This is a genomic window from Streptomyces sp. NPDC024555 (genome assembly GCF_055559335.1).
Genome location: NZ_JBVHKV010000018.1, coordinates 1 through 18,472, shown reverse-complemented (window position 1 = coordinate 18,472; position 18,472 = coordinate 1). Strand labels below are relative to the sequence as shown.

At 73.6% G+C, this 18,472-nt stretch carries 21 protein-coding genes; 13 read left to right on the top strand and 8 right to left on the bottom strand.

The annotated features are described in order from the left end of the window. The first annotated feature begins 309 nt into the window (after positions 1-309). From ACZ4FH_RS27900 to ACZ4FH_RS27870, 7 genes are all read left to right on the top strand, one after another. Positions 310-1,161 (top strand): HipA family kinase, encoded by an 852-nt coding sequence (locus tag ACZ4FH_RS27900; protein WP_467308271.1) that lies wholly within the window; start codon positions 310-312, stop codon positions 1,159-1,161. Beyond that, complete coding sequence (locus ACZ4FH_RS27895; protein ID WP_467308269.1) at positions 1,158-1,541, top strand: DUF3037 domain-containing protein; 384 nt, start codon at positions 1,158-1,160, stop codon at positions 1,539-1,541. Before ACZ4FH_RS27900 ends, ACZ4FH_RS27895 begins: the two co-directional genes overlap by 4 nt. A 215-nt stretch (positions 1,542-1,756) precedes the next feature. Next, positions 1,757-2,518, top strand: coding sequence for a 3-oxoacyl-ACP reductase FabG (fabG, locus tag ACZ4FH_RS27890; protein WP_383637613.1), 762 nt, complete (start codon positions 1,757-1,759; stop codon positions 2,516-2,518). 20 nt (positions 2,519-2,538) lie between these two features. Then, on the top strand, positions 2,539-3,294 hold the full coding sequence (locus ACZ4FH_RS27885; protein ID WP_467308267.1) for an SDR family oxidoreductase: 756 nt from the start codon (positions 2,539-2,541) through the stop codon (positions 3,292-3,294). Positions 3,295-3,412: 118 nt separating this feature from the next. Beyond that, positions 3,413-4,993, top strand: a complete 1,581-nt coding sequence (locus tag ACZ4FH_RS27880) for an ABC transporter substrate-binding protein (RefSeq protein ID WP_467308266.1) — start codon at positions 3,413-3,415, stop codon at positions 4,991-4,993. 101 nt (positions 4,994-5,094) lie between these two features. Continuing rightward, positions 5,095-5,778 (top strand): uracil-DNA glycosylase, encoded by a 684-nt coding sequence (locus ACZ4FH_RS27875; RefSeq protein WP_383637603.1) that lies wholly within the window; start codon positions 5,095-5,097, stop codon positions 5,776-5,778. A gap of 168 nt (positions 5,779-5,946) precedes the next feature. Beyond that, positions 5,947-6,432, top strand: a complete 486-nt coding sequence (locus ACZ4FH_RS27870; RefSeq protein WP_467308264.1) for a hypothetical protein — start codon at positions 5,947-5,949, stop codon at positions 6,430-6,432. A gap of 75 nt (positions 6,433-6,507) precedes the next feature. On the opposite strand, the gene ACZ4FH_RS27865 is transcribed toward ACZ4FH_RS27870, so the two are convergent. Both ACZ4FH_RS27865 and ACZ4FH_RS27860 read right to left on the bottom strand, forming a co-directional pair. After that, positions 6,508-6,951, bottom strand: a complete 444-nt coding sequence (locus ACZ4FH_RS27865) for a hypothetical protein (RefSeq protein WP_467308262.1) — start codon at positions 6,949-6,951, stop codon at positions 6,508-6,510. A gap of 103 nt (positions 6,952-7,054) precedes the next feature. After that, on the bottom strand, positions 7,055-7,666 hold the full coding sequence (locus ACZ4FH_RS27860; protein WP_467308261.1) for a TetR/AcrR family transcriptional regulator: 612 nt from the start codon (positions 7,664-7,666) through the stop codon (positions 7,055-7,057). Positions 7,667-7,749: 83 nt separating this feature from the next. On the opposite strand from ACZ4FH_RS27860, the gene ACZ4FH_RS27855 reads away from it, so the two are divergent. The 3 genes from ACZ4FH_RS27855 to ACZ4FH_RS27845 all read left to right on the top strand — a co-directional run bounded on the left by ACZ4FH_RS27855 (position 7,750) and on the right by ACZ4FH_RS27845 (position 10,352). Beyond that, positions 7,750-8,985, top strand: coding sequence for an FAD-dependent monooxygenase (locus ACZ4FH_RS27855; RefSeq protein ID WP_467308259.1), 1,236 nt, complete (start codon positions 7,750-7,752; stop codon positions 8,983-8,985). A gap of 19 nt (positions 8,986-9,004) precedes the next feature. Beyond that, entirely contained in the window at positions 9,005-9,904 is a 900-nt protein-coding gene (locus ACZ4FH_RS27850; RefSeq protein WP_467308258.1) for a Gfo/Idh/MocA family protein, read from the top strand. Between the two features lie 94 nt (positions 9,905-9,998). Further along, entirely contained in the window at positions 9,999-10,352 is a 354-nt protein-coding gene (locus ACZ4FH_RS27845; protein ID WP_467308257.1) for a hypothetical protein, read from the top strand. Positions 10,353-10,390: 38 nt separating this feature from the next. On the opposite strand, the gene lnt is transcribed toward ACZ4FH_RS27845, so the two are convergent. From lnt to ACZ4FH_RS27830, 3 genes are all read right to left on the bottom strand, one after another. Next, positions 10,391-12,025, bottom strand: coding sequence for an apolipoprotein N-acyltransferase (lnt, locus tag ACZ4FH_RS27840; RefSeq protein WP_467308255.1), 1,635 nt, complete (start codon positions 12,023-12,025; stop codon positions 10,391-10,393). A gap of 107 nt (positions 12,026-12,132) precedes the next feature. Continuing rightward, positions 12,133-12,636, bottom strand: coding sequence for a nuclear transport factor 2 family protein (locus ACZ4FH_RS27835; RefSeq protein WP_467308253.1), 504 nt, complete (start codon positions 12,634-12,636; stop codon positions 12,133-12,135). 139 nt (positions 12,637-12,775) lie between these two features. After that, a complete protein-coding gene (locus ACZ4FH_RS27830; protein ID WP_467308251.1) occupies positions 12,776-13,642 on the bottom strand; it encodes a universal stress protein in 867 nt (288 codons plus the stop codon). A gap of 172 nt (positions 13,643-13,814) precedes the next feature. On the opposite strand from ACZ4FH_RS27830, the gene ACZ4FH_RS27825 reads away from it, so the two are divergent. Continuing rightward, positions 13,815-14,186, top strand: a complete 372-nt coding sequence (locus ACZ4FH_RS27825; RefSeq protein ID WP_383637573.1) for a hypothetical protein — start codon at positions 13,815-13,817, stop codon at positions 14,184-14,186. Positions 14,187-14,232: 46 nt separating this feature from the next. Here the strand turns inward: ACZ4FH_RS27825 and ACZ4FH_RS27820 are convergent, their stop codons facing one another. Together ACZ4FH_RS27820 and ACZ4FH_RS27815 are read right to left on the bottom strand one after the other, a co-directional pair. After that, entirely contained in the window at positions 14,233-15,621 is a 1,389-nt protein-coding gene (locus ACZ4FH_RS27820; RefSeq protein WP_467308249.1) for an MATE family efflux transporter, read from the bottom strand. Further along, positions 15,618-16,604, bottom strand: a complete 987-nt coding sequence (locus tag ACZ4FH_RS27815; protein ID WP_467308247.1) for a phosphotransferase family protein — start codon at positions 16,602-16,604, stop codon at positions 15,618-15,620. The genes ACZ4FH_RS27820 and ACZ4FH_RS27815 overlap by 4 nt, the downstream gene beginning before the upstream one ends. A gap of 151 nt (positions 16,605-16,755) precedes the next feature. Here ACZ4FH_RS27815 and ACZ4FH_RS27810 point away from each other — a divergent pair, with 151 nt between their 5' ends. Beyond that, positions 16,756-17,193 (top strand): glutaredoxin domain-containing protein, encoded by a 438-nt coding sequence (locus ACZ4FH_RS27810; RefSeq protein ID WP_467308246.1) that lies wholly within the window; start codon positions 16,756-16,758, stop codon positions 17,191-17,193. Between the two features lie 67 nt (positions 17,194-17,260). Then, positions 17,261-17,824, top strand: coding sequence for a nitroreductase family protein (locus ACZ4FH_RS27805; RefSeq protein WP_467308244.1), 564 nt, complete (start codon positions 17,261-17,263; stop codon positions 17,822-17,824). A 49-nt stretch (positions 17,825-17,873) separates the two neighbouring features. On the opposite strand, the gene ACZ4FH_RS27800 is transcribed toward ACZ4FH_RS27805, so the two are convergent. Further along, entirely contained in the window at positions 17,874-18,377 is a 504-nt protein-coding gene (locus ACZ4FH_RS27800; protein WP_467308243.1) for a DUF1877 family protein, read from the bottom strand. Positions 18,378-18,472: the final 95 nt, after the last annotated feature.

The following is an 18,472-nucleotide window of genomic DNA, read 5'->3' as shown; positions in this document are numbered from 1 at the left end:
CGTCGCCCCGCCGCAGGGGAAGAAGATCCGCGCGGTGGCTCCGCCACTCCGGAGAGTCCGTCGTGCCCCCGGCCCGGCGGCTCGGACACTCCTCGCCTGTGATCACTCTCGGTTACTATGCTCACTTACTGCCGGAGGCCGGCAGCAAGGGGCGCAGCACCACGGTCTGCTCGGGGAGCGCGGGGGATCGGCTTGCCGGCCGAGACTCCCCGGATTCTCCCCCGTGCCGCTGACCCGTGTTCCCGGCCTCCGCGCTCCGGAGAAGCGTTCCGTGGATTGCAAGGTCGAAGAGATGGGTGGCCCGAGAAAGTGTTGGAAGAGGTCGTAGCGACCCGCTATGTCACGCCCCTGCGTGAAGGCGGATCGCTCCCGGGGATCGTCGAGGCCGACGATCTCGGGACGTACGTCATGAAGTTCACCGGAGCGGGCCAGGGCCGTAAGACGCTGGTCGCGGAGGTGATCTGCGGGCAGCTCGGGCGGCGGCTGGGGCTGCGGGTGCCGGAGCTGGTGCAGATCGAGCTGGACCCGGTGATCGGGCTGGCGGAGCCGGACCAGGAGGTGCAGGAGCTGCTGAGGGCGAGCGGCGGGCTCAACCTGGGGATGGACTTCCTGCCGGGCTCGCTGGGCTTCGATCCGCTCGCGTACCAGGTGGATCCGCGGGAGGCGGGCCGGATCGTCTGGTTCGACGCGCTGATCAACAACGTCGACCGGTCCTGGCGCAATCCGAACATGCTGGTCTGGCACGGGGACCTGTGGCTCATCGACCACGGGGCCACCATGATCTGGCACCACAACTGGCCCGGGGCCCAGGCGTCCGCCGCCAAGCCGTACAACGCGTCCGATCACGTCCTGGCCTCCTTCGGGCCGGACATCGCGTCGGCCGCCGCCGAGCTGGCGCCGCTGGTCACGCGGGAACTGCTCGCCGAGGCCGCCGCGGACGTGCCCGAGGCGTGGCTGGCCGACGAGCCGGGGTTCGACTCGACCGACGCGCTCCGGGAGGCGTACGTGGACGCGCTGCTGGCGCGGGCGGGCACGATTCACGAGCGGATCATCATGGACGCGCCCACCGCCGACGGGCCGTCCCGGGCCCCGGGGTGGATCTCCGAACGGCTCGCTCCCCGGCACGACGACAGGACCAGCGAAGAGGGCGCCCGGCCGTGACTGAACGCGATGTCTTCGAGTACGCCCTGCTCCGGGTGGTGCCGCGCGTCGAGCGCGGGGAGTTCTTCAACGCCGGTGTGGTGGTCTACTGCCGCGCCAAGGGCTTCGTCGCCGCCCGCACCGCCCTGGACGAGGGCAAGCTGCGGGCCCTGGATCCCGGCGCCGACGTGACCGGGGTGCGGGCCGCGCTGCACGCCGTCGAGGGTGTCTGCCGGGGCGGCGCGGACGCGGGCCAGGCGGCCGGTGACGAACCGGGCCGGCGCTTCCGCTGGCTGATCGCGCCGCGCTCCACCGTGGTCCAGCCCGGTCCGGTGCACAGCGGCCTCACCGCCGACCCCGCGGCCGAGGTCGAACGCCTTCTCGACCTGCTGGTGCGCTGAATCCGCCCCGACGGCGCCGCCCCCGCACGACGCGGGGGCGGCGCCGTCGGTGTGTGACATGCGCCGCTGCCTCCGTGTGCCGTTGACACCGGGTGCCAGGGCTTCTAGCGTCTCGTCTGCTGAAGGTACTAAGCGGTTGCTCAGTTATCGGGCGCGTTCTCCCGGGAACGTTCCGACGTCCGCTGAGCCGCGATCCAAGGGCGAGGAGAAGCAGCATGTCCACCACCGAGCAGCGCGTAGCCATCGTGACGGGAGCCGCACGGGGCATCGGTGCCGCCACCGCGGTACGCCTGGCGGCCGAGGGCCGCGCCGTCGCCGTCCTCGACCTCGACGAGGCGGCCTGCAAGGACACCGTCGAGAAGATCACCGCAGCCGGGGGCCGCGCCCTCGCGGTCGGCTGCGACGTGTCGGACAGCGCCCAGGTGGAAGCCGCCGTCGCGCGCGTCGCCGAGGAGCTGGGCGCCCCGACGATCCTCGTCAACAACGCGGGCGTGCTCCGCGACAACCTGCTCTTCAAGATGAGCGAGTCCGACTGGGACATCGTGATGAACGTGCACCTCAAGGGCGCGTTCCTGATGGCGAAGGCCGTGCAGAAGCACATGGTCGACGCCAAGTTCGGCCGTATCGTCTCGCTGTCCTCCTCCTCGGCCCTCGGCAACCGCGGCCAGGCCAACTACTCCGCCGTCAAGGCGGGTCTCCAGGGCTTCACCAAGACCCTCGCCAAGGAGCTCGGCAAGTTCGGCATCACGGCCAACGCCGTGGCGCCCGGTTTCATCGTCACCGAGATGACCGCCCAGACGGCGGCCCGCGTCGGAATGGGCTTCGAGGAGTTCCAGGCTGCCGCCGCCACCCAGATCCCCGTGCAGCGCGTCGGTGTCCCCGACGACATCGCCAACGCGATCGCGTTCTTCACCGGCGACGCCGCCGGCTTCGTCTCCGGCCAGGTCATGTACGTCGCCGGCGGACCGCTCAACTGACCCGAAGGGCAACGGACATCATGACTGTGCAGGACAGCGGCAAGGTCGCGCTGATCACCGGGGCGAGCCGGGGCATCGGCTACGGCATCGCGGAGGCGCTCGTCGCGCGCGGCGACCGGGTGTGCATCACCGGGCGCAACGAGGACGCGCTGAAGGAGGCCGTCGAGGCCCTGGGCTCCGACCGGGCCATCGGCGTGGCCGGCAAGGCGCACGACGAGGCGCACCAGGCGGCGGCCGTCGCGCGCACGATGGAGGCGTTCGGCCGGGTCGACTTCCTGGTCAACAACGCCGGGACGAACCCGGTCTTCGGCCCCATCGCCGAACTGGACCTCAACGTCGCCCGCAAGGTCTTCGAGACGAACGTGGTCTCGGCGCTCGGCTTCGCCCAGCAGACCTGGAAGGCCTGGCAGAAGGAGAACGGCGGGGCCATCGTCAACATCGCCTCCGTCGCGGGCGTCTCCGCCTCGCCGTTCATCGGCGCGTACGGCATGAGCAAGGCGGCCATGGTCAACCTGACCCTCCAGCTGGCGCACGAGTTCGCGCCGGTCGTCCGGGTCAACTCGATCGCCCCGGCCGTCGTGAAGACCCGGTTCGCGCAGGCGCTGTACGAGGGCCGCGAGGCGGAGGCGGCCGCCGCCTACCCGCTCGGCCGGCTCGGTGTCCCGGAGGACATCGGCGGGGCCGCCGCCTTCCTCACGTCGAGCCAGTCCGCCTGGATCACCGGGCAGACGCTCGTGGTCGACGGCGGCATTTTCCTCAATGCCGGGGTCGGCTGATATCGGCCTGGGCCGGTTTGGCCCCGATTGACTCAAGTGCCCCGCCGGGCCTGCGGATTGACCTGGCGGGGCGCTGCGGTATCGTCTGCCGACCCATGGCTGATCGAGGAGCGTGCACGTGTTCTACCGGGCCAGTCTGCAGGCTGCTGCAGCCCTTGCTTCCCTGTCGTTGCTGGCCGGTTGCGGCCTGCTCCCGGGCGGAAGCTCGGACGTGGAACAGAAACTGGCCGTCGGGACGACCAGCGAGCCGTCCACACTCGATCCCGCGGCGGCCTGGGACGGTTCCTGGGAGCTGATGCGCAATGTGTTCCAGACCCTGGTGAGCTTCCCCACCGGGGCCACCAGCCCCGAGCCCGACGCGGCCGACAACTGCAGGTTCACGGACCACACGAGCACCGCCTACCGCTGCGAGCTGCGCAAGGGCCTGAAGTTCTCCAACGGTGACAAGCTGGACGCCGAGGCCGTGAAGTACTCCATCGACCGGATCCGGTCGATCGCGGTCAAGGGCGGCCCGGTCGGCATGCTCGGCTCGCTGGACCAGGTGGAGACCAAGGGCGACGACGTCGTCGTCTTCCACCTCACCAAGCCCGACGCCACCTTCCCGTTCATCCTCGCCACCCCGGCCATGTCGCTGGTCGCGCCCAGCGCGTACGGGAAGCACAAGATCCGCAACGACGGCAAGGTCACCGGGTCCGGTCCGTACCTGCTGGATTCGTACCAGCAGGGCGACCGTTCGGTCCTGAAGAGGAACCCCGACTACAAGGGCTTCGCCGACCGCAAGAACGACCAGGTGACCATCCGGTACTACAAGGAGTCGGGCGATGTGATCTCGGCGCTCCGGAAGAACGAGATCGACGCGATCTACCGGGGTCTGCGCGCCGAGGACGTGGTGAGCCTGGAGGACAACAAGGACGCCAACAAGGACCTCCAGATCGTCGAGACGGTCGGCGCCGACATCCGCTTCCTGGTCTTCAACCCGCAGGACAAGGCGGCCGGCAACCCGGCCGTGCGGCGCGCGATAGCCCAGCTGGTGGACCGGGACGCGCTGGTCGCCAAGGTCTACCAGGGCACCGCCGAACCGCTCTACTCCATGGTCCCCAAGGGCATCGCCACCCACACGACCAGCTTCTTCGACACCTTCGGCGACCCGAGCCGGGACAAGGCCGAGCGGATCCTCCGCAAGGCCGGCATCACCGAGCCCGTCGCCATGACCTTCTGGTACACGACCGACCGCTACGGTTCCTCGACCGCTCCCGAGTTCGCCGAGCTCAAGCGGCAGCTGGAGTCCTCGGGGCTGTTCAGGATCACCCTGAAGAGCAAGCCCTGGAAGACCTTCCAGGAGGGCTTCACCAAGGGGGAGTACCCGGTCTTCGGCCGCGGCTGGTTCCCCGACTTCCCGGACCCGGACAACTTCATCGCCCCCTTCGTGGGCAAGGACAGCGTCACGGGCATGCCGTACGTGAAGACCGAGATCACCAACGAGCTGCTGCCCCAGTCCCGCAAGGAGAGCGACCGCGGAGCGGTCAGCAAGCAGTTCGAGCGGGCCCAGAAGATCCTCGTGGACGACGTCCGGCTGCTGCCGCTGTGGCAGGGCAAGCTGTACGTCGCCGCGGGCGAGGACATCGGCGGCGGCGAGCGCGCCCTGGACCCGCAGACCGTCATGCAGATGTGGGAGCTGTACCGCAAGGCCAGCTGGTAGCCGCCCCGGGCGCCCGTGCCCCGGGGGCTCGGGCGCCCGTTGTCAGTGGTCCCCGGTAGGTTCTGGAGTCAAGAACCGATTGTTCACCGGAGGTTGTTGACGTGACCGACACCTACCCGCTGCCCGAGTCCTGGCGCGGTGTCCTCGGCGAGGAGCTGGAGAAGCCCTACTTCAGGGATCTCATCGAATTCGTCGAGAAGGAGCGGGCCGACGGGCCGGTGTATCCGCCCCGCGAGCAGGTGTTCGCGGCCCTGGAGGCGACCCCCTACGACCGGGTGAAGGTCCTCGTCCTCGGCCAGGACCCCTATCACGGCGAGGGCCAGGGGCACGGCCTGTGCTTCTCCGTGCGGCCGGGCGTCAAGACGCCGCCCTCCCTGCGGAACATCTACAAGGAGATGAAGGAGGAGCTGGGGCTGCCCGTCCCGGACAACGGCTATCTGATGCCGTGGGCCGAGCAGGGCGTGCTCCTGCTCAACGCCGTGCTGACCGTCCGCGCGGGCGAGGCCAATTCGCACAAGGGCAAGGGCTGGGAGAAGGTCACCGACGCCGTCATCCGCGCCGTCGCCGCCCGCCCCGACCCGGCGGTCTTCGTCCTCTGGGGCAATTACGCGCAGAAGAAGCTCCCCCTCATCGACGAGGAGCGCCACGTCGTGGTGAAGGGCGCCCACCCCTCGCCGCTGTCGGCGAAGAAGTTCTTCGGCTCCCGTCCCTTCACGCAGATCAACGAGGCGGTCGCCGCGCAGGGCCACCCGCCGATCGACTGGCGGATCCCCGACCTGGGCTGAGCCCGGCCCGAGTGCGCGGGCCCGGACCGGCGGCTAGCGTCGAACCGGCGGTGACGGGCGGAGACCGGCCCCCGGGGCGCACCCCGGGGGCCGGAACCTGCTCCGACGCGGCCCGGAGCGGTCGGGCCCCGGGCCGGACGGGCGCGCACAGGAGCGAGGGAGAGCGCAGTGACGGAGCGGCAGGAGACGTCGCAGGACGTCGTCATGACCAGGATCGGCCAGGCGGTCATGCTGCTCCACGGCGGTGACCGGGAGGAGGCCCGCAACCGCTTCGGCGCGCTCTGGGACGAGATCGGCGAGGACGGGGCACCGCTGCAGCGGTGCACCCTCGCCCACTTCATGGCCGATACGCAGGACGACCCGGGGGACGAGCTGGCCTGGGACCTGCGGGCGCTGACCGCGGCGGAGTCCCTCGCCGGGCCGGGCGCACAGGCGCACCGGGACGCGCCGGCGGCGCGCGCCCTGAGCCCCTCCCTCCACGTCAACCTGGCCGCGGACTATCTGAAGCTCCAGCACCCGGCCGCCGCCCGGCTCCATCTGGACCGGGCCCGCGCGGCCTCGGCCGTCCTGGCCGACGACCGCACGGACGACGGATACGGGGGAGGCGTCCGGGCCGCCATCGGCCGGCTGGAGCAGCGGCTGAGGGAGTTCTGACCCCCGCCGCCTCCCCGGGCGCGGCGTGGTGCCATCGGTCGCGGACGCCGTAGCGGAATCCGTCGCGGACACGCCCTAGTGGCCGTAGGTGTCGTCGCAGATCCGTGACTGCGGGCTGTCGGCGGGCCAGTGGCCGTATCCCCGGCCGAGGGCGCACACATCGCTTCCGGCGACCGGCCGGGGGAGTGCCGGGGCGGGAACGGGGGGCGCCACCCGCCGGGGCAGCGGCCGGACCGGCCGTGTGCGGTGCTGCCGGGGCAGGCGCGGCGGATCGTGCCGCACCTCCGTGGGCGCCGCCCGGCGCGGGGCGGTGCGGGAGGCGGACGGTTTCGGGTCGGCGACCGCCCCCAGGGTGTCGCGGACCGGCGGCCGGACGATCTGCGGTGCCAGGTCCTGCGCCGGGCGGCCGGTCTCCGAGGGCACGGGCGGGCTCGGCCGGGGCTCCACGGACACACAGCCGGAGAGCGCCGTGACGGCCACACCGACGAGGAGGTTCACGGTGATTCGGGTTCGTTGCACCTGATCCACTCTGGGGGGCGGACCGGGCGCCGGGTGGGCCGGAGCGCCCCGATTGGCCCGCACGAGTGACCCGGCCGCCGCGGGGAGCCGGCGGCCGGGGCGGTCAGCCGTCGCCGAGCATGCCGCGCAGCAGCTCGCGGAAGCCGGTGCGCAGCTCCGCCTCGCCCGGGACCTCCCGGTGGAAGGACCCGGCCGCGCACGAGAACATCAGCCCCTCGCACCAGGCCACCAGCGACAGGGTGTGCCGTTCCGGCTCCGGGGACCCGACGGCCGTCATCAGTGCCAGCAGCGGCTCGCGGAACTGCCGGCCCGTCTCGTCGAAGAACGCCCGCAGTTCGGGGCGGCGCGTGGCCTCCAGGGCCAGTTCGTAGCGGCAGACGAGCAGTTCGGGGTGGCGGGTCAGATACCGGTGCAGTGCCAGGGCCAGCGCGTCGATCAGCGCGTCGGGGGCGGGTGCCCGCGGGGCCGGTCCGGCGGGCAGCGGCAGCTCTGTCGGGGCCAGCACCCGCGCCTCGCGTTCGGCCAGGCGCCGCACGGTCGCCTCCAGCAGCGACTGCCGGGTGCGCGCGTAGTTGGACGTCGACCCCTGGGGGAGTCCCGCGCGCTCGTCCACCGCCCGGTGGGTCAGCCCGCGCATGCCGCGCTCGGCGAGGAGCGCGAGGGCGGCGTCGGTGATCAGGTCGGCACGGGAGGAACCGGTGGTGCGTGGGGCCATGGGGTCAACCTACCGGCGTCACTACACCTGTAGTAACGTGAAGGTGTCACTACAGGTGTAGTTGCGAGGGGTGAGGAGAAGCCATGGACACGCCGCACGCGGTCGTCATCGGTGCCGGGATCGGGGGCCTCACGGCGGCGGTGGCGCTCCACCGCACCGGATGGCGGGTCACCGTCCTGGAACGTGCCGCCTCGACGGCGCCCGTCGGCGCGGGCATCGGACTCGCCCCCAACGGCCAGCGGGCCCTCGACGTCATCGGACTCGGCGACCCCGTCCGCGCGCTCGCCGCCTGGCAGGGCGAGGGCGGCATGCGCAGGCCGGACGGCAGCTGGCTCTCCCGCACGGACAGCGCGGCGGCGGCCGAGCGGTTCGGCGGGCCGCTCGTGCTCGTCCACCGGGCCACCCTCGTCGACCGCATCGCCGCCGAACTCCCCGCCGCCGCCCTGCGCACCGGCTGCCCCGCCCGCCTCCTCGACCCGGGCACCCCCGGCGGACGGCGGGCCGTCGTCGGCACCCCGGACGGGACCGTCGAGGCGGACCTCGTCGTCGGAGCCGACGGCATCCACTCGGGCGTGCGCCGGGCGCTCTTCCCGGACCACCCCGGACCCTCGTACGCGGGCATCACCACCTGGCGTGTCGTCGTCCCGGCCCCGCCCGAGCCCTTCGCCCCGCACGAGACCTGGGGACGTGGTGCCCTGTGGGGCACCCAGCCCCTGAAGGACGGGCGCGTCTACGCGTACGCGGCGGCCGTCGCCCCGGCGGGGGAGCGGGCCGGGGACGAACGGGCCGAGCTGCTGCGCCGCTTCGGCGACTGGCACACCCCCGTCCCGGACATCGTCGCCGCCGCCCGGACCGAGGACGTCCTGCGCAACGACGTCCACCACATGACCGTCCCGCTGCCCGCCCACCACCGGGGCCGCACCGTCCTCCTCGGAGACTCCGCGCACGCCATGGCCCCCACCCTCGGCCAGGGCGGCAACCAGGCGATCGAGGACGCCGTCGTGCTCGCCCACCACCTGGCACCGGGGAACGACACGGGCGCGGGGCTCGCCGCGTACACCGCCGACCGGCTGCCCCGCACCACGTCCGTCGTCCGCAAGGCCGCCCGGGTGACCCGGCTGGTCGCCCTGACCTCCGCCCCCGCCGTCGCCGTCCGGGACCGCCTGATGTCCACGGTCTCCCGGCTCGGACCGGGCCTGGTGCTGCGGACCTTCGACGGCATCGCCGACTGGCGGCCGCCCGGCCCCGCGTATGCTGCCCGGACGAACGACGCGCCGGCGGGCCACTCCCCGGAGGAGACCCGCGACACGCGGCGCTGACCAGCGAGAGGAACACCCTGTGAAGGTCGGCTGCATCGGGCTCGGGGACATCGCGCAGAAGGCGTACCTGCCGGTCCTCACCACCCTGCCGGGGACCGAGCTGCACCTCCAGACCCGCACCCCCGCCACGCTGGCCGCGGTCGCCGCCGCCCACCGCATCCCGCCCGCCCAGTGCCACACCGACCTGGACGCGCTCCTCGCCCAGGGGCTGGACGCGGCGTTCGTGCACGCCCCGACCGCCGTCCACCCCGAGATCACCGCCCGGCTGCTCGACGCGGGCGTTCCCACGTACGTCGACAAGCCGCTCGCGTACGAACTCGCGGACTCCGAGCGGCTGGTGGAGCTCGCGGAGGCACGCGGTGTCTCCCTGGCCGTCGGCTTCAACCGCAGGGTGGCGCCCGGCTACGCCCAGTGCGTGGAGCACCCCCGTGAACTGATCCTCATGCAGAAGAACCGGGTCGGGCTGCCCGAGGTGCCGAGGACGATGGTCCTCGACGACTTCATCCACGTCGTCGACACCCTGCGCTTCCTGGCGCCCGGCCCCGTCGAGCACACCGTCGTCCGGGCCCGGATCCGCGACGGCCTGATGCACCACGTGGTGCTCCAGCTGTCCGGGGACGGCTTCACGGCCATCGGCGCGATGAACCGGCTCAGCGGCTCCACCGAGGAGCGGCTGGAGGTGTCCGGCCAGGACTCCAAGCGCGAGGTGCTGAACCTCGCCGAGGTCATCGACCACAAGGGCCAGCCCAGTCTGCGGCGGCGCGGCGACTGGGTGCCGGTGGCCCGGCAGCGCGGCATCGAGCAGAGCGTCCTGTCGTTCCTGGACGCCGTCCGGGCCGGCACGCTCCTCAGCGCCCGGGACGCCCTCGCCACGCACGAGCTGTGCGAACGCGTCCTGCGCGACCTCGACTGCGCCTGACGCCGCCCGCGCGGCCGGGCACTGCTCCGGATGCGTGACACGGGGGCCCCGGGCACGCTGGGGGGAAGGACCGCCGCCTCCAGGAGGTGACCTGGTGAGACGCCACCGCGAGCCACCGGGCTGGGGTGCCCTCCAGCCACCGCCGGGCTACTACTCGGTGGACGGCCGGCCACCCGACGCCCTCCAGCGCTCCCTGATCCTCGACTGGGCCGTCAGCCAGCGCGTCGCGGCCGGCTGGCGGGTGGAGTCCCGCGCCGAGACCCAGGCCGTCATGGTCCGGGGCCACCCGGTCCAGCACGCCCTGCACGCCGTTCTCGCGATGCTCACCTGCTTCCTCTGGGCTCCGGTCTGGCTCGTCCTGAGCCTCACGCACCGGGTCGAACGGGTCGCGCTGACGGTCGATGCCATGGGCGACATCGTCACGGTGAACGGCCCGGAATCCCGCTGAGTCCGGACAGGCCCTCCGGCGTCCGCCGGTCCGTGCGGTCAGGGACCGGTCTCGGCGGGAGCCTCCGCGCGGGCCTCACCGGAGCGCTCCGGGGCCGGCGCCGGAGCCGGACCCGCCGCCCCCGGTCCCCCGCGCCGTCGCGCGTACCGCACGCCCTCGGCGGCGCAGAGGACGAGCAGCACGCCCGGCGCCCCGTACAGCGGCCAGTCGCCCAGCCGCGCGTACAGCGTCGTACCGCGTGCGAGCGGCACCGCGTAGACCCCGGTCCCGCTGGTGCCGGTGCCGAGGCGGGGGCCGATCTCCTCGCCGCGCGGACCGTAGACCGCGCTGACGCCCGTGAGGGTGGCGTGGACCGTCGGCCGGCCGTTCTCGGCCGCGCGCAGGGCGGCGAGCGAGGCGTGCTGGAGGGGCGCCCAGCTGTGCTGGAAGGACGAGGTCGACGACTGGGCGACGAGGATCCGCGCACCGTCCCGGGCCAGCCGGCGGCTCATGTCGGGGAACGCGGACTCGAAGCAGACCAGCGGGCCGATGCGCAGTCCCCCGGCCTCCGGCAGCGTCATCGTCACCGGGCCCGTCCCGCGCAACCGGTCCTCGCCCGCCGCCCTGCCCATCGACGTGGCCCAGCCGAGCGCCGAGCGCGCCGGGACGTACTCGCCGAAGGGCACCAGCCGCATCTTGTCGTAGCGGTCGCCGGTCAGGCCCCGGGGCCCCACGAGCACCGCGCTCTTGAAGATGCCGGTACGGCCCGAGGCGTCGGTCTGCCGGGCGTCCACGTTCACGAGGACGTCCGCGCCGACCAGCCGCGACAGCGCCGCGATCCGTGCCGTGACCTCCGGGTGGCGTGCCAGGTCGACGCCGACACTGCTCTCGCCCCACACCACCAGATCGACGTCCCGCCCCGCGAGCGAGCGCGTCAGCGCCTCGCTGCGGGCGAACCGGCGCTCCACACTGCCGGGGCCGTCGACGATCCCCGGCTGGACGACGGCGACCGCGGCCGTGCCCGACGGTTCGGGCCGGGGCGCCCACGCGGCCACCGCGCCCACGGCCGAGGCGGCCACCACCAGGGAGCCGAGCGCCGCCCTGCGGGCCGGTGCCGACGCCGCCACCAGCAGGACGAGCGCCGTGTTCACCGCGACCACCAGCAGCGTCACCAGCCACACCCCGCCGACCGAGGCCAGCCGCAGCGCCGGCGCGACCTGCCACTGGCTCGCCCCGAGCAGTCCCCACGGCCCGCCGAGCCCCTCCCAGGACCGGACCGTCTCGGTCATCAGCCAGCCGCACGGCACGACGGCCACCGCCGCCGCGGCGGAAGCCGCCGTCAGCGGCCCACGGAGCATCCGCCGGGCCAGCAGCCCCCACGGCGCCCACAACAGCCCGAGCAGGGCGGCCAGCACCACGATGAACACATGGAGGCTCGGCATCAGCCAGTGGTGGACCGCCAGCATGTAGCCCGTCCCGCCGAGCCAGCCGTCGAGCGCCGCGCGGCGCCCCGTACCGGCCGACCGGACCAGCAGCAGCAACGGCACCAGGGCGACGTAGGCGAACCACCACAGGCCCGGCGCCGGGAAGGCCAGGGCGGGCAGCGCCCCGGCGAGGACCGCGAGGGCCCCCCGGCCCACGGGCGAGCCGAGAAGCCGGCTGAACCCTCCGGGTGCCCCGGTTCCGCTCGGCATGCCGCGCCTCCTCGTCCTGCCCGGGGGCAGACATCGTCCGGGAACCCGTTCACGCGGATCTTCCCCCAGTGTGGGGCAGCCCAGGCCGCCCGGCGCGGACCGGCCGGTCAGCCGCCGGAGAGATCGCCGGAGAGGCTCCGCCACTTCTCGTGGACCGTCACCCCTTCGATCCGCCAGCCCTCGCCGGTGCGGACGAGATCGAAGACATACCGTCCGCCGGCCACGAAGTTCGGCGCGGTCGGCGCGTCCTCCGCCTGCCCGCCGTCGTCCCCGGCCCGTCCGCCGACGAGCCGCATCGGGTTCAGGTAGTCGGCCTGCACCCGGGCCCGGTCCCCCGGATAGCCGCCCAGGTCCTGGAGGTCCAGCCGCCGGTTGACGATCAGGTGCTGCCGTACGGGGAAGAGCCGCATGGTCTCCGCGAGCCAGCGCGCGACCTCGGCGGCCGGGCCCTCGGTGCCGCCCGCCGAACGGTAGTCCGCGCGGCCCGCCGCGGTGAACAGGTCCACGTAGTCCGTCCAGGCCCCGTCGTCCACGGCCACCGCGTAGCCGGTGACCACCGCGTCGATGGCGAGACGGTCCATCACGGTCGAGAGGTCCACACGCTGCGTCATCGGCTCAGTGTGGGGCCGTGGACCGCAGGGGCCAAGAGGCGTGCGCGGGGAACCGCCCCGGCCGCGACGACGGCCCGGCCGGGGCACCGGCCGGGGCCGTGGCCGGAAGGCACCGGCCGTGCCCGCGGGCGCCGGGGCCTCAGCACGGGACGACGGCCACCGGACCCAGCGCGTGCGTCAGCGTCGTCTGGGCGACCGGGGAGAGGCCGAGGCCCAGGGACTCACCGCCCTTGCGCCGGCCGATCACCGTCAGCGCCGCCGTCGCCGACGCCGTCACCAGGGTGCGTGAAGCCGATCCGTTCACCGGCTCCTTCATGACCTCCACCTGCGGATACTTCTCGCGCCAGCCCGCCGTCAGCTCCGCGAGGGACCGCTCCGCCGCGTCCGCCGCCGCGTCCCGGTCGAAGACCGGCCCGCCCGACAGCATCGAGGAGAACATCGTCCAGCCGTGCACGATGCGCAGCCGCGCACCCGGCCGGGCCGCCGCCGTCTCGAAGGCGAACTCCAGCACCCCCTCGCTGCTCTCGTCCGCCGCGACCCCGGCGACGATGTCCGGAAAGACATCCGGAGCGGACCCCGCCGCCCCGTCGTCCGGCTGCCCGCCGTGCACCACGACCACGGGGCACTTCGCCATCGACGCCGTCGCGAGACTGTTGGACCCCAGCATCAGCGAACGGAAACCGCCGAGCCCGCGCGAGCCGACCACCACGAGCGAGGCGTCGCGGCTCAGCGAGACCAGCGCGGCCGACGGGAAGTCCAGCGGCGCCAGCGTGGTGGGCCGCAGTCCCGGAACGGTCTCGCCCACCTGGCGTACGGACCGCGCCAGCAGTTCGTCGGCCTCGCGCTGCTGCGCCTCCTGGTCCGTGCGGCGGGTCAGCAGTCGCACATGGACGATCTGCAGGGGCAGCCCTCGCCGGTCCGCCTCGCGGGCCGCCCAGTCCAGGGCGTCGCGGCTGTGCGTCGAGCCGTCGACCGCGGCGATCACGGGACGCTCGGTGCTGGTCATGGTGCCTCCTGAATCCTGCCGGGCTGCGCTGAACCCGTGGTGCGTCCCCCGTCGGCGGCGTATGCCCCCTTCCGTACGCTACGGCCCGCCGGGTTCCGCCGCAGGACCGGGCACGGCGGGCCGGAGGCCGATCGTCCGTGGTGGCGGGTATACCGGGACCTATGCTCACGGAATGGAGCAGAGCGAAGTCCTGAAGCGTGTGGTCGGCATCCTCACCGAGGCGGGCGAGATGCGCCGCCTCATGGAGGAGGACCCCGGCCGCGAGGAGCGCGCCGCCGATTCGACCGTCGTCACCGCCCTCCTCAACGAGACGATGCCCCGGATCGCCATCCCCGAGACGGCGACCATCGAGGACGTGGTCGTCCTCGTCGGCCGCGAGGTCGGCGGCGCGGTGGAGCAGCTCGTCGGCGCGTTCACGCTGGCGTTCGCGACCCTGGCCCAGGTGCACGACGCGGGCCGCACGGACGTGACGTCGGCCGACGTCCTCCAGGACCTGGCCCTGCGCGCCGAACAGTTCGGGGCCGGGGGAGAGGGCGAGGCGTAGGGCGTGGCCGGCGGCTCTCCACGGGCCCGCGACGCCACGCCCGCACCTACCCGGGCACGGCGGTGCCCCCGCCCGGCACGGCCGCCGGTACGGGGACGCGCAGCCGGCGCAGCAGCAGGAGCGCCACGACGGCGGTGCCCACGTCACCGGCGGCCAGCGCCGCCCAGACACCGTCCGTGCCGAGCCGGCCGAGCGCGGCGACGAGCGGGACCTTGAGGAGGAGCAGACTGCCCAGGGAGAGGACGTACGCGGGGGCCGGGCGGCCCAGCGACTGCGCGTACGCGGCGACCAGCGGGCCGACGCCCGCGACGGCCAGCCCGAGGGCGAGCACGCGCAGTGCGCGGCCGGCCGCCGCCACGGTCTCCGGGTCCCGGAGGAACAGCCCCGCCAGCGGCCCCGCGCACAGGGCGAGGACGGCCGCGGTGACCACCCCGTACACCAGCGACCCCAGCAGCGCGAGATCGCGGGCCCTCACCGCCCGTGCCGCCAGTCCGCGGCCGGTGTTGTAGCCCACCAGGGGCTGGAGCCCCTGGCCGATGCCCGTGTGCGGCATCATCGCGAAGGTCTGGAGGCGCGCGCAGACGGCGTACGCGGCCAGCGCGGTGGCCGAACCGGTGGCGGCGAGCGTGGCGTTGACGAGCACGGCCAGCAGGGTCACCCCCGCCCCCGCCAGGAACGACGGCAGGCCGACGCCCAGCAGCGCGCGCAGGGTCGGTCCGTGCGGCAGCAGGTCCCGGGCGCCGACGCGGTAGGGGCGTCCCCGCCGCCGCCCGAAGAAGAACCACAGGCTCATCGCGGCGGACACGGCCTGCCCGCCGACGGTCCCCAGCGCCGCGCCGCGCACCCCCATCCCGCAGCCGAGGATCAGCAGCGGATCGAGGGTGATCTGCACGGCGACGGGCACCAGCCACAGCAGCGTCGAATACCCCATCCGCCCCTCGGCGCGCACCAGGCTGGAGAAGCCGGTCGACACGAGCGCCCCGCACAGCAGGACCACGGCGTACGGACGGGCCAGGGCGTGCAGTTCGCCACGGGCGCCCAGCAGGGTGAGGAGCGGGTCGAGGAAGACCAGGCCGAGCACGGTGGTGGCGGCGGCGCACCCCCAGAACAGGGTGAACGCGTTTCCGGCCGCGCGGGCGGCGCCCCGCTCGTCCCCCGCGCCCAGCGCGCGCGAGATCAGGGAGGCGCCGCCCGCGCCGACGGTCGTGGACACCGCGCCGAGCAGCAGCAGGAGCGGGGCGGCCAGGTTCACGGCCGCCATCGCCGTGTCGCCCACGCCGTGGCCGACGAACCAGGCGTTGGTCAGCGCGTACACCCCGTACACCCCGACGGCGGCGGTGGTCTGCGCGCAGGCCCGCCAGAGCAACGGCCCCACCGGCTCGGAGCCGAGGCGGGCGGTGGGGCCGGAGACGGCGGGCGTACGCGTGGCCGTCACGGCCGCACGGGCTCGAACAGCGCCATCGCCTCGTCGAGACGGGCCCGCGCCCAGTCGTACTGCTCGGTCGTGGTGTGGCCCCGGTACACCGTCTCGATGACCATGATGAGCAGCAGGTGGACGCAGTACAGGCGGCGGCGCACCTCCTCGGTGGCCGTCAGCGGCCCGTGGCCGTATCCGCGCATGAAGGGCGCCGCGTCCCCGAACGCGGACATCTGCGTCCCCGTGAACCCGGCTTCGATCAACGGGTCGCCGTAGAAGGCGCGTTCGTGGTCGATGAGGGAGACGATCTTCCCGTCCCGGACCATCACGTTCCCGGACCACAGGTCCCACTCCACGAGCCGGGGCTCGCTCACCTCGTCGAGGCTGCCGGCGTGCGCGGCCAGGACGGAGCGGACCTCGTCGTAGGACCGCCCGATGTCCACGCCGCGGCGTTCGCCGTCGCGCAGCACGTCCTCGACCATGCCCGTGAACGCCTCCCGCCACGACGCGGCGGGCGGTCCGGCCAGCGGTCCGAAGCCCTCGCCGCGCACCGAGTTGATCTCCCGGTTGACGGCGCCGAGCTGCTCCATGCAGGCGTCGCGCTCGGCCGCGGGCAGGCCGTCGCCGACGATGCCGAGGTTGTCGGCGTCCACGTAGGGCATGAAGAAGTAGTCCGCGTCGCACAGTTCACGGCTCCGGTCCGCGAAGTCCACGGCGGGGACCGGCACGGACGTACGCGTTCTCAGCAGGTCCAGGGTGCGCAGTTCGATGGACATGGCCCCGCGCTCGTAGGTCATCACCTCCACCGAGGGCGGCGGCGCTATCTTCAGCACCACCTCGGCCCCGTCGCGGAGCCGGATCCGGTACGCGACGTTGAACCAGCCGTGCCCCAGCTCGTCGAACCACCCGTCGCCGACCGGCACCCGGTCCGCGCCGTACGCCCGCTCGACCATGGCGCGCAGCGTCTCGGGCGACTGCCTGTTCTTGGTGATGCTCTCCACTCCGGGTCCCTTCGTCGATGGCGCGCACCCCGCCGACACAATACTTACCATGTGGTCGGTATTGGGTCGAGGGTGCGGGACGCCCCTTCCCGCGCGGGTGCGGCACGCCCGCCGGGACCGGAGCCCGGCAGCATCGGTAACCTGCGTGACCATGAGACGCGTCTGGGGTGTGCCGGTCCTCTACCTGCTCGTCGGCGCGGTGCTCGCCGCCGCCCTGTTCGCGGAGGGGAGCACCGTCGGCGGCGCGGCCGTCGCCGTGGTGTTCCTCGTACTCGCCCTGGTGCACTCACCCTTGTTCTTCCCGGCCTCGACCGGCGCGGCCGAGGCGTTGCGCCGGGGCGCCGCCGACGGCCGGCCCGTCGTGTTCTGGCGGCCCGGGTGCGCCTACTGCATCCGCATGCGCCTGCGGCTGGGACGGAGTGCCCGCCGGATGCACTGGGTCGACATCTGGAGCGATCCGGCCGGCGCGGCGGAGGTCCGGGCCGCCAACGGCGGCGACGAGACGGTGCCGACGGTGTTCGTGGCGGGCCGGCCGCACACCAACCCGCCGCCCGCATGGGTACGCGGACAACTCGACGCCTCCGCGTGACGCACGCCGCCCCCGGGCCCGCCGCCCGACCGGAATACGCACACCGGCCGGCCGGTTGCAGCCGAGCATGACCCGACCTCAGGAACCGGCGGACGAGGGCATACACCCCCTGCTCGCCGGCCGCTACAGCCCCTCCCGGTTCGACCCGTCGACCGTCGTCGACGACCGCACCCTGGACCGGCTCCTGGAAGCCGCCCGCTGGGCCCCCTCCGCCGGGAACTCCCAGCCGTGGGCCTTCTTCGCCGCCCGCCCCGGCGAACCCGGCCACGCCCGCCTGCTTCCCCACCTCGCCCCGAGCTCCGCCCGCTGGGCGAGCGACGCGAGCCTCCTGCTCGTCACCCTGACCCGCCGCCACGTCGACGACACCTCGCTCGTCTACTCCGAGTTCGCCGACTACGACCTCGGCCAGGCCGTCGCCCACCTCACCCTCCAGGCCCAGGCCATGGACCTCGCCTCCCACCAGTTCCGCGCCTTCGACCTGGAAGCCCTCACCAAGGAACTCGACCCGGACCCCGGCTGGGCCGTCGTCTCCATGCTCGCGATCGGCACCGCCGCCGAGGGCCCGTCGCCCCGTCGCACCCGACGCAGCACGGCCGAGCTGCGGTCGGGGCCGTGGACGTCCGAGGAGTGAGGCCGGGGCCGGTCCCACACCCCCGAGGCCCGGGACTCGCCCCGCAGGGTCAGTCCACCCAGACGACCACGGCCATGCCCTTCAACGCGGCGACGTCGTAGAAGCTCCGCAGCGTGGCGAAGTGCTCGGCCAGATAGGGGGCGGGGTCGGAGGTGAACCCCGGGAACCCACCCGCTCTCCGGTACGCCGGGAGCTTTCCGAGCAGGGAGTCGATCTCCATTCCGGCGAGCGCGCGAGCGACCTCGGCCACCGCCGGTGGCGTCAGCAGCGCGGGAGGGGCGTCGATGCCGTCGTAGACCCCGGGATGGTCGAGGTAGGGGATCCCGGGGTCGCGGTCGCCCTCGATGCTGCGGTCGAGTACGGCGATCTGCGGCGAATCGGGCCGCACATGCCGGTAGAAGCCCAGCAGTTCCCAGATCGCCCAGCCGAGATCCACGGTGTCCTGGCCCGGCGGATCCCACCGGGGATCGCCGTCCGCCGCGGACGCGGCCGTCTCACGGCACCGGTCGAGGTATCCGGGCGGGACGCGTGCCAACTGCTGGGTCAGGGCCATGGGCGTGTCCGGAAAGTCCCGCCTGCTCGGCGACGCCTGGCACGCACGCTCGCGGCGTTGTCGGGATCACCCCGATACATCCAGTATCGGGGCGA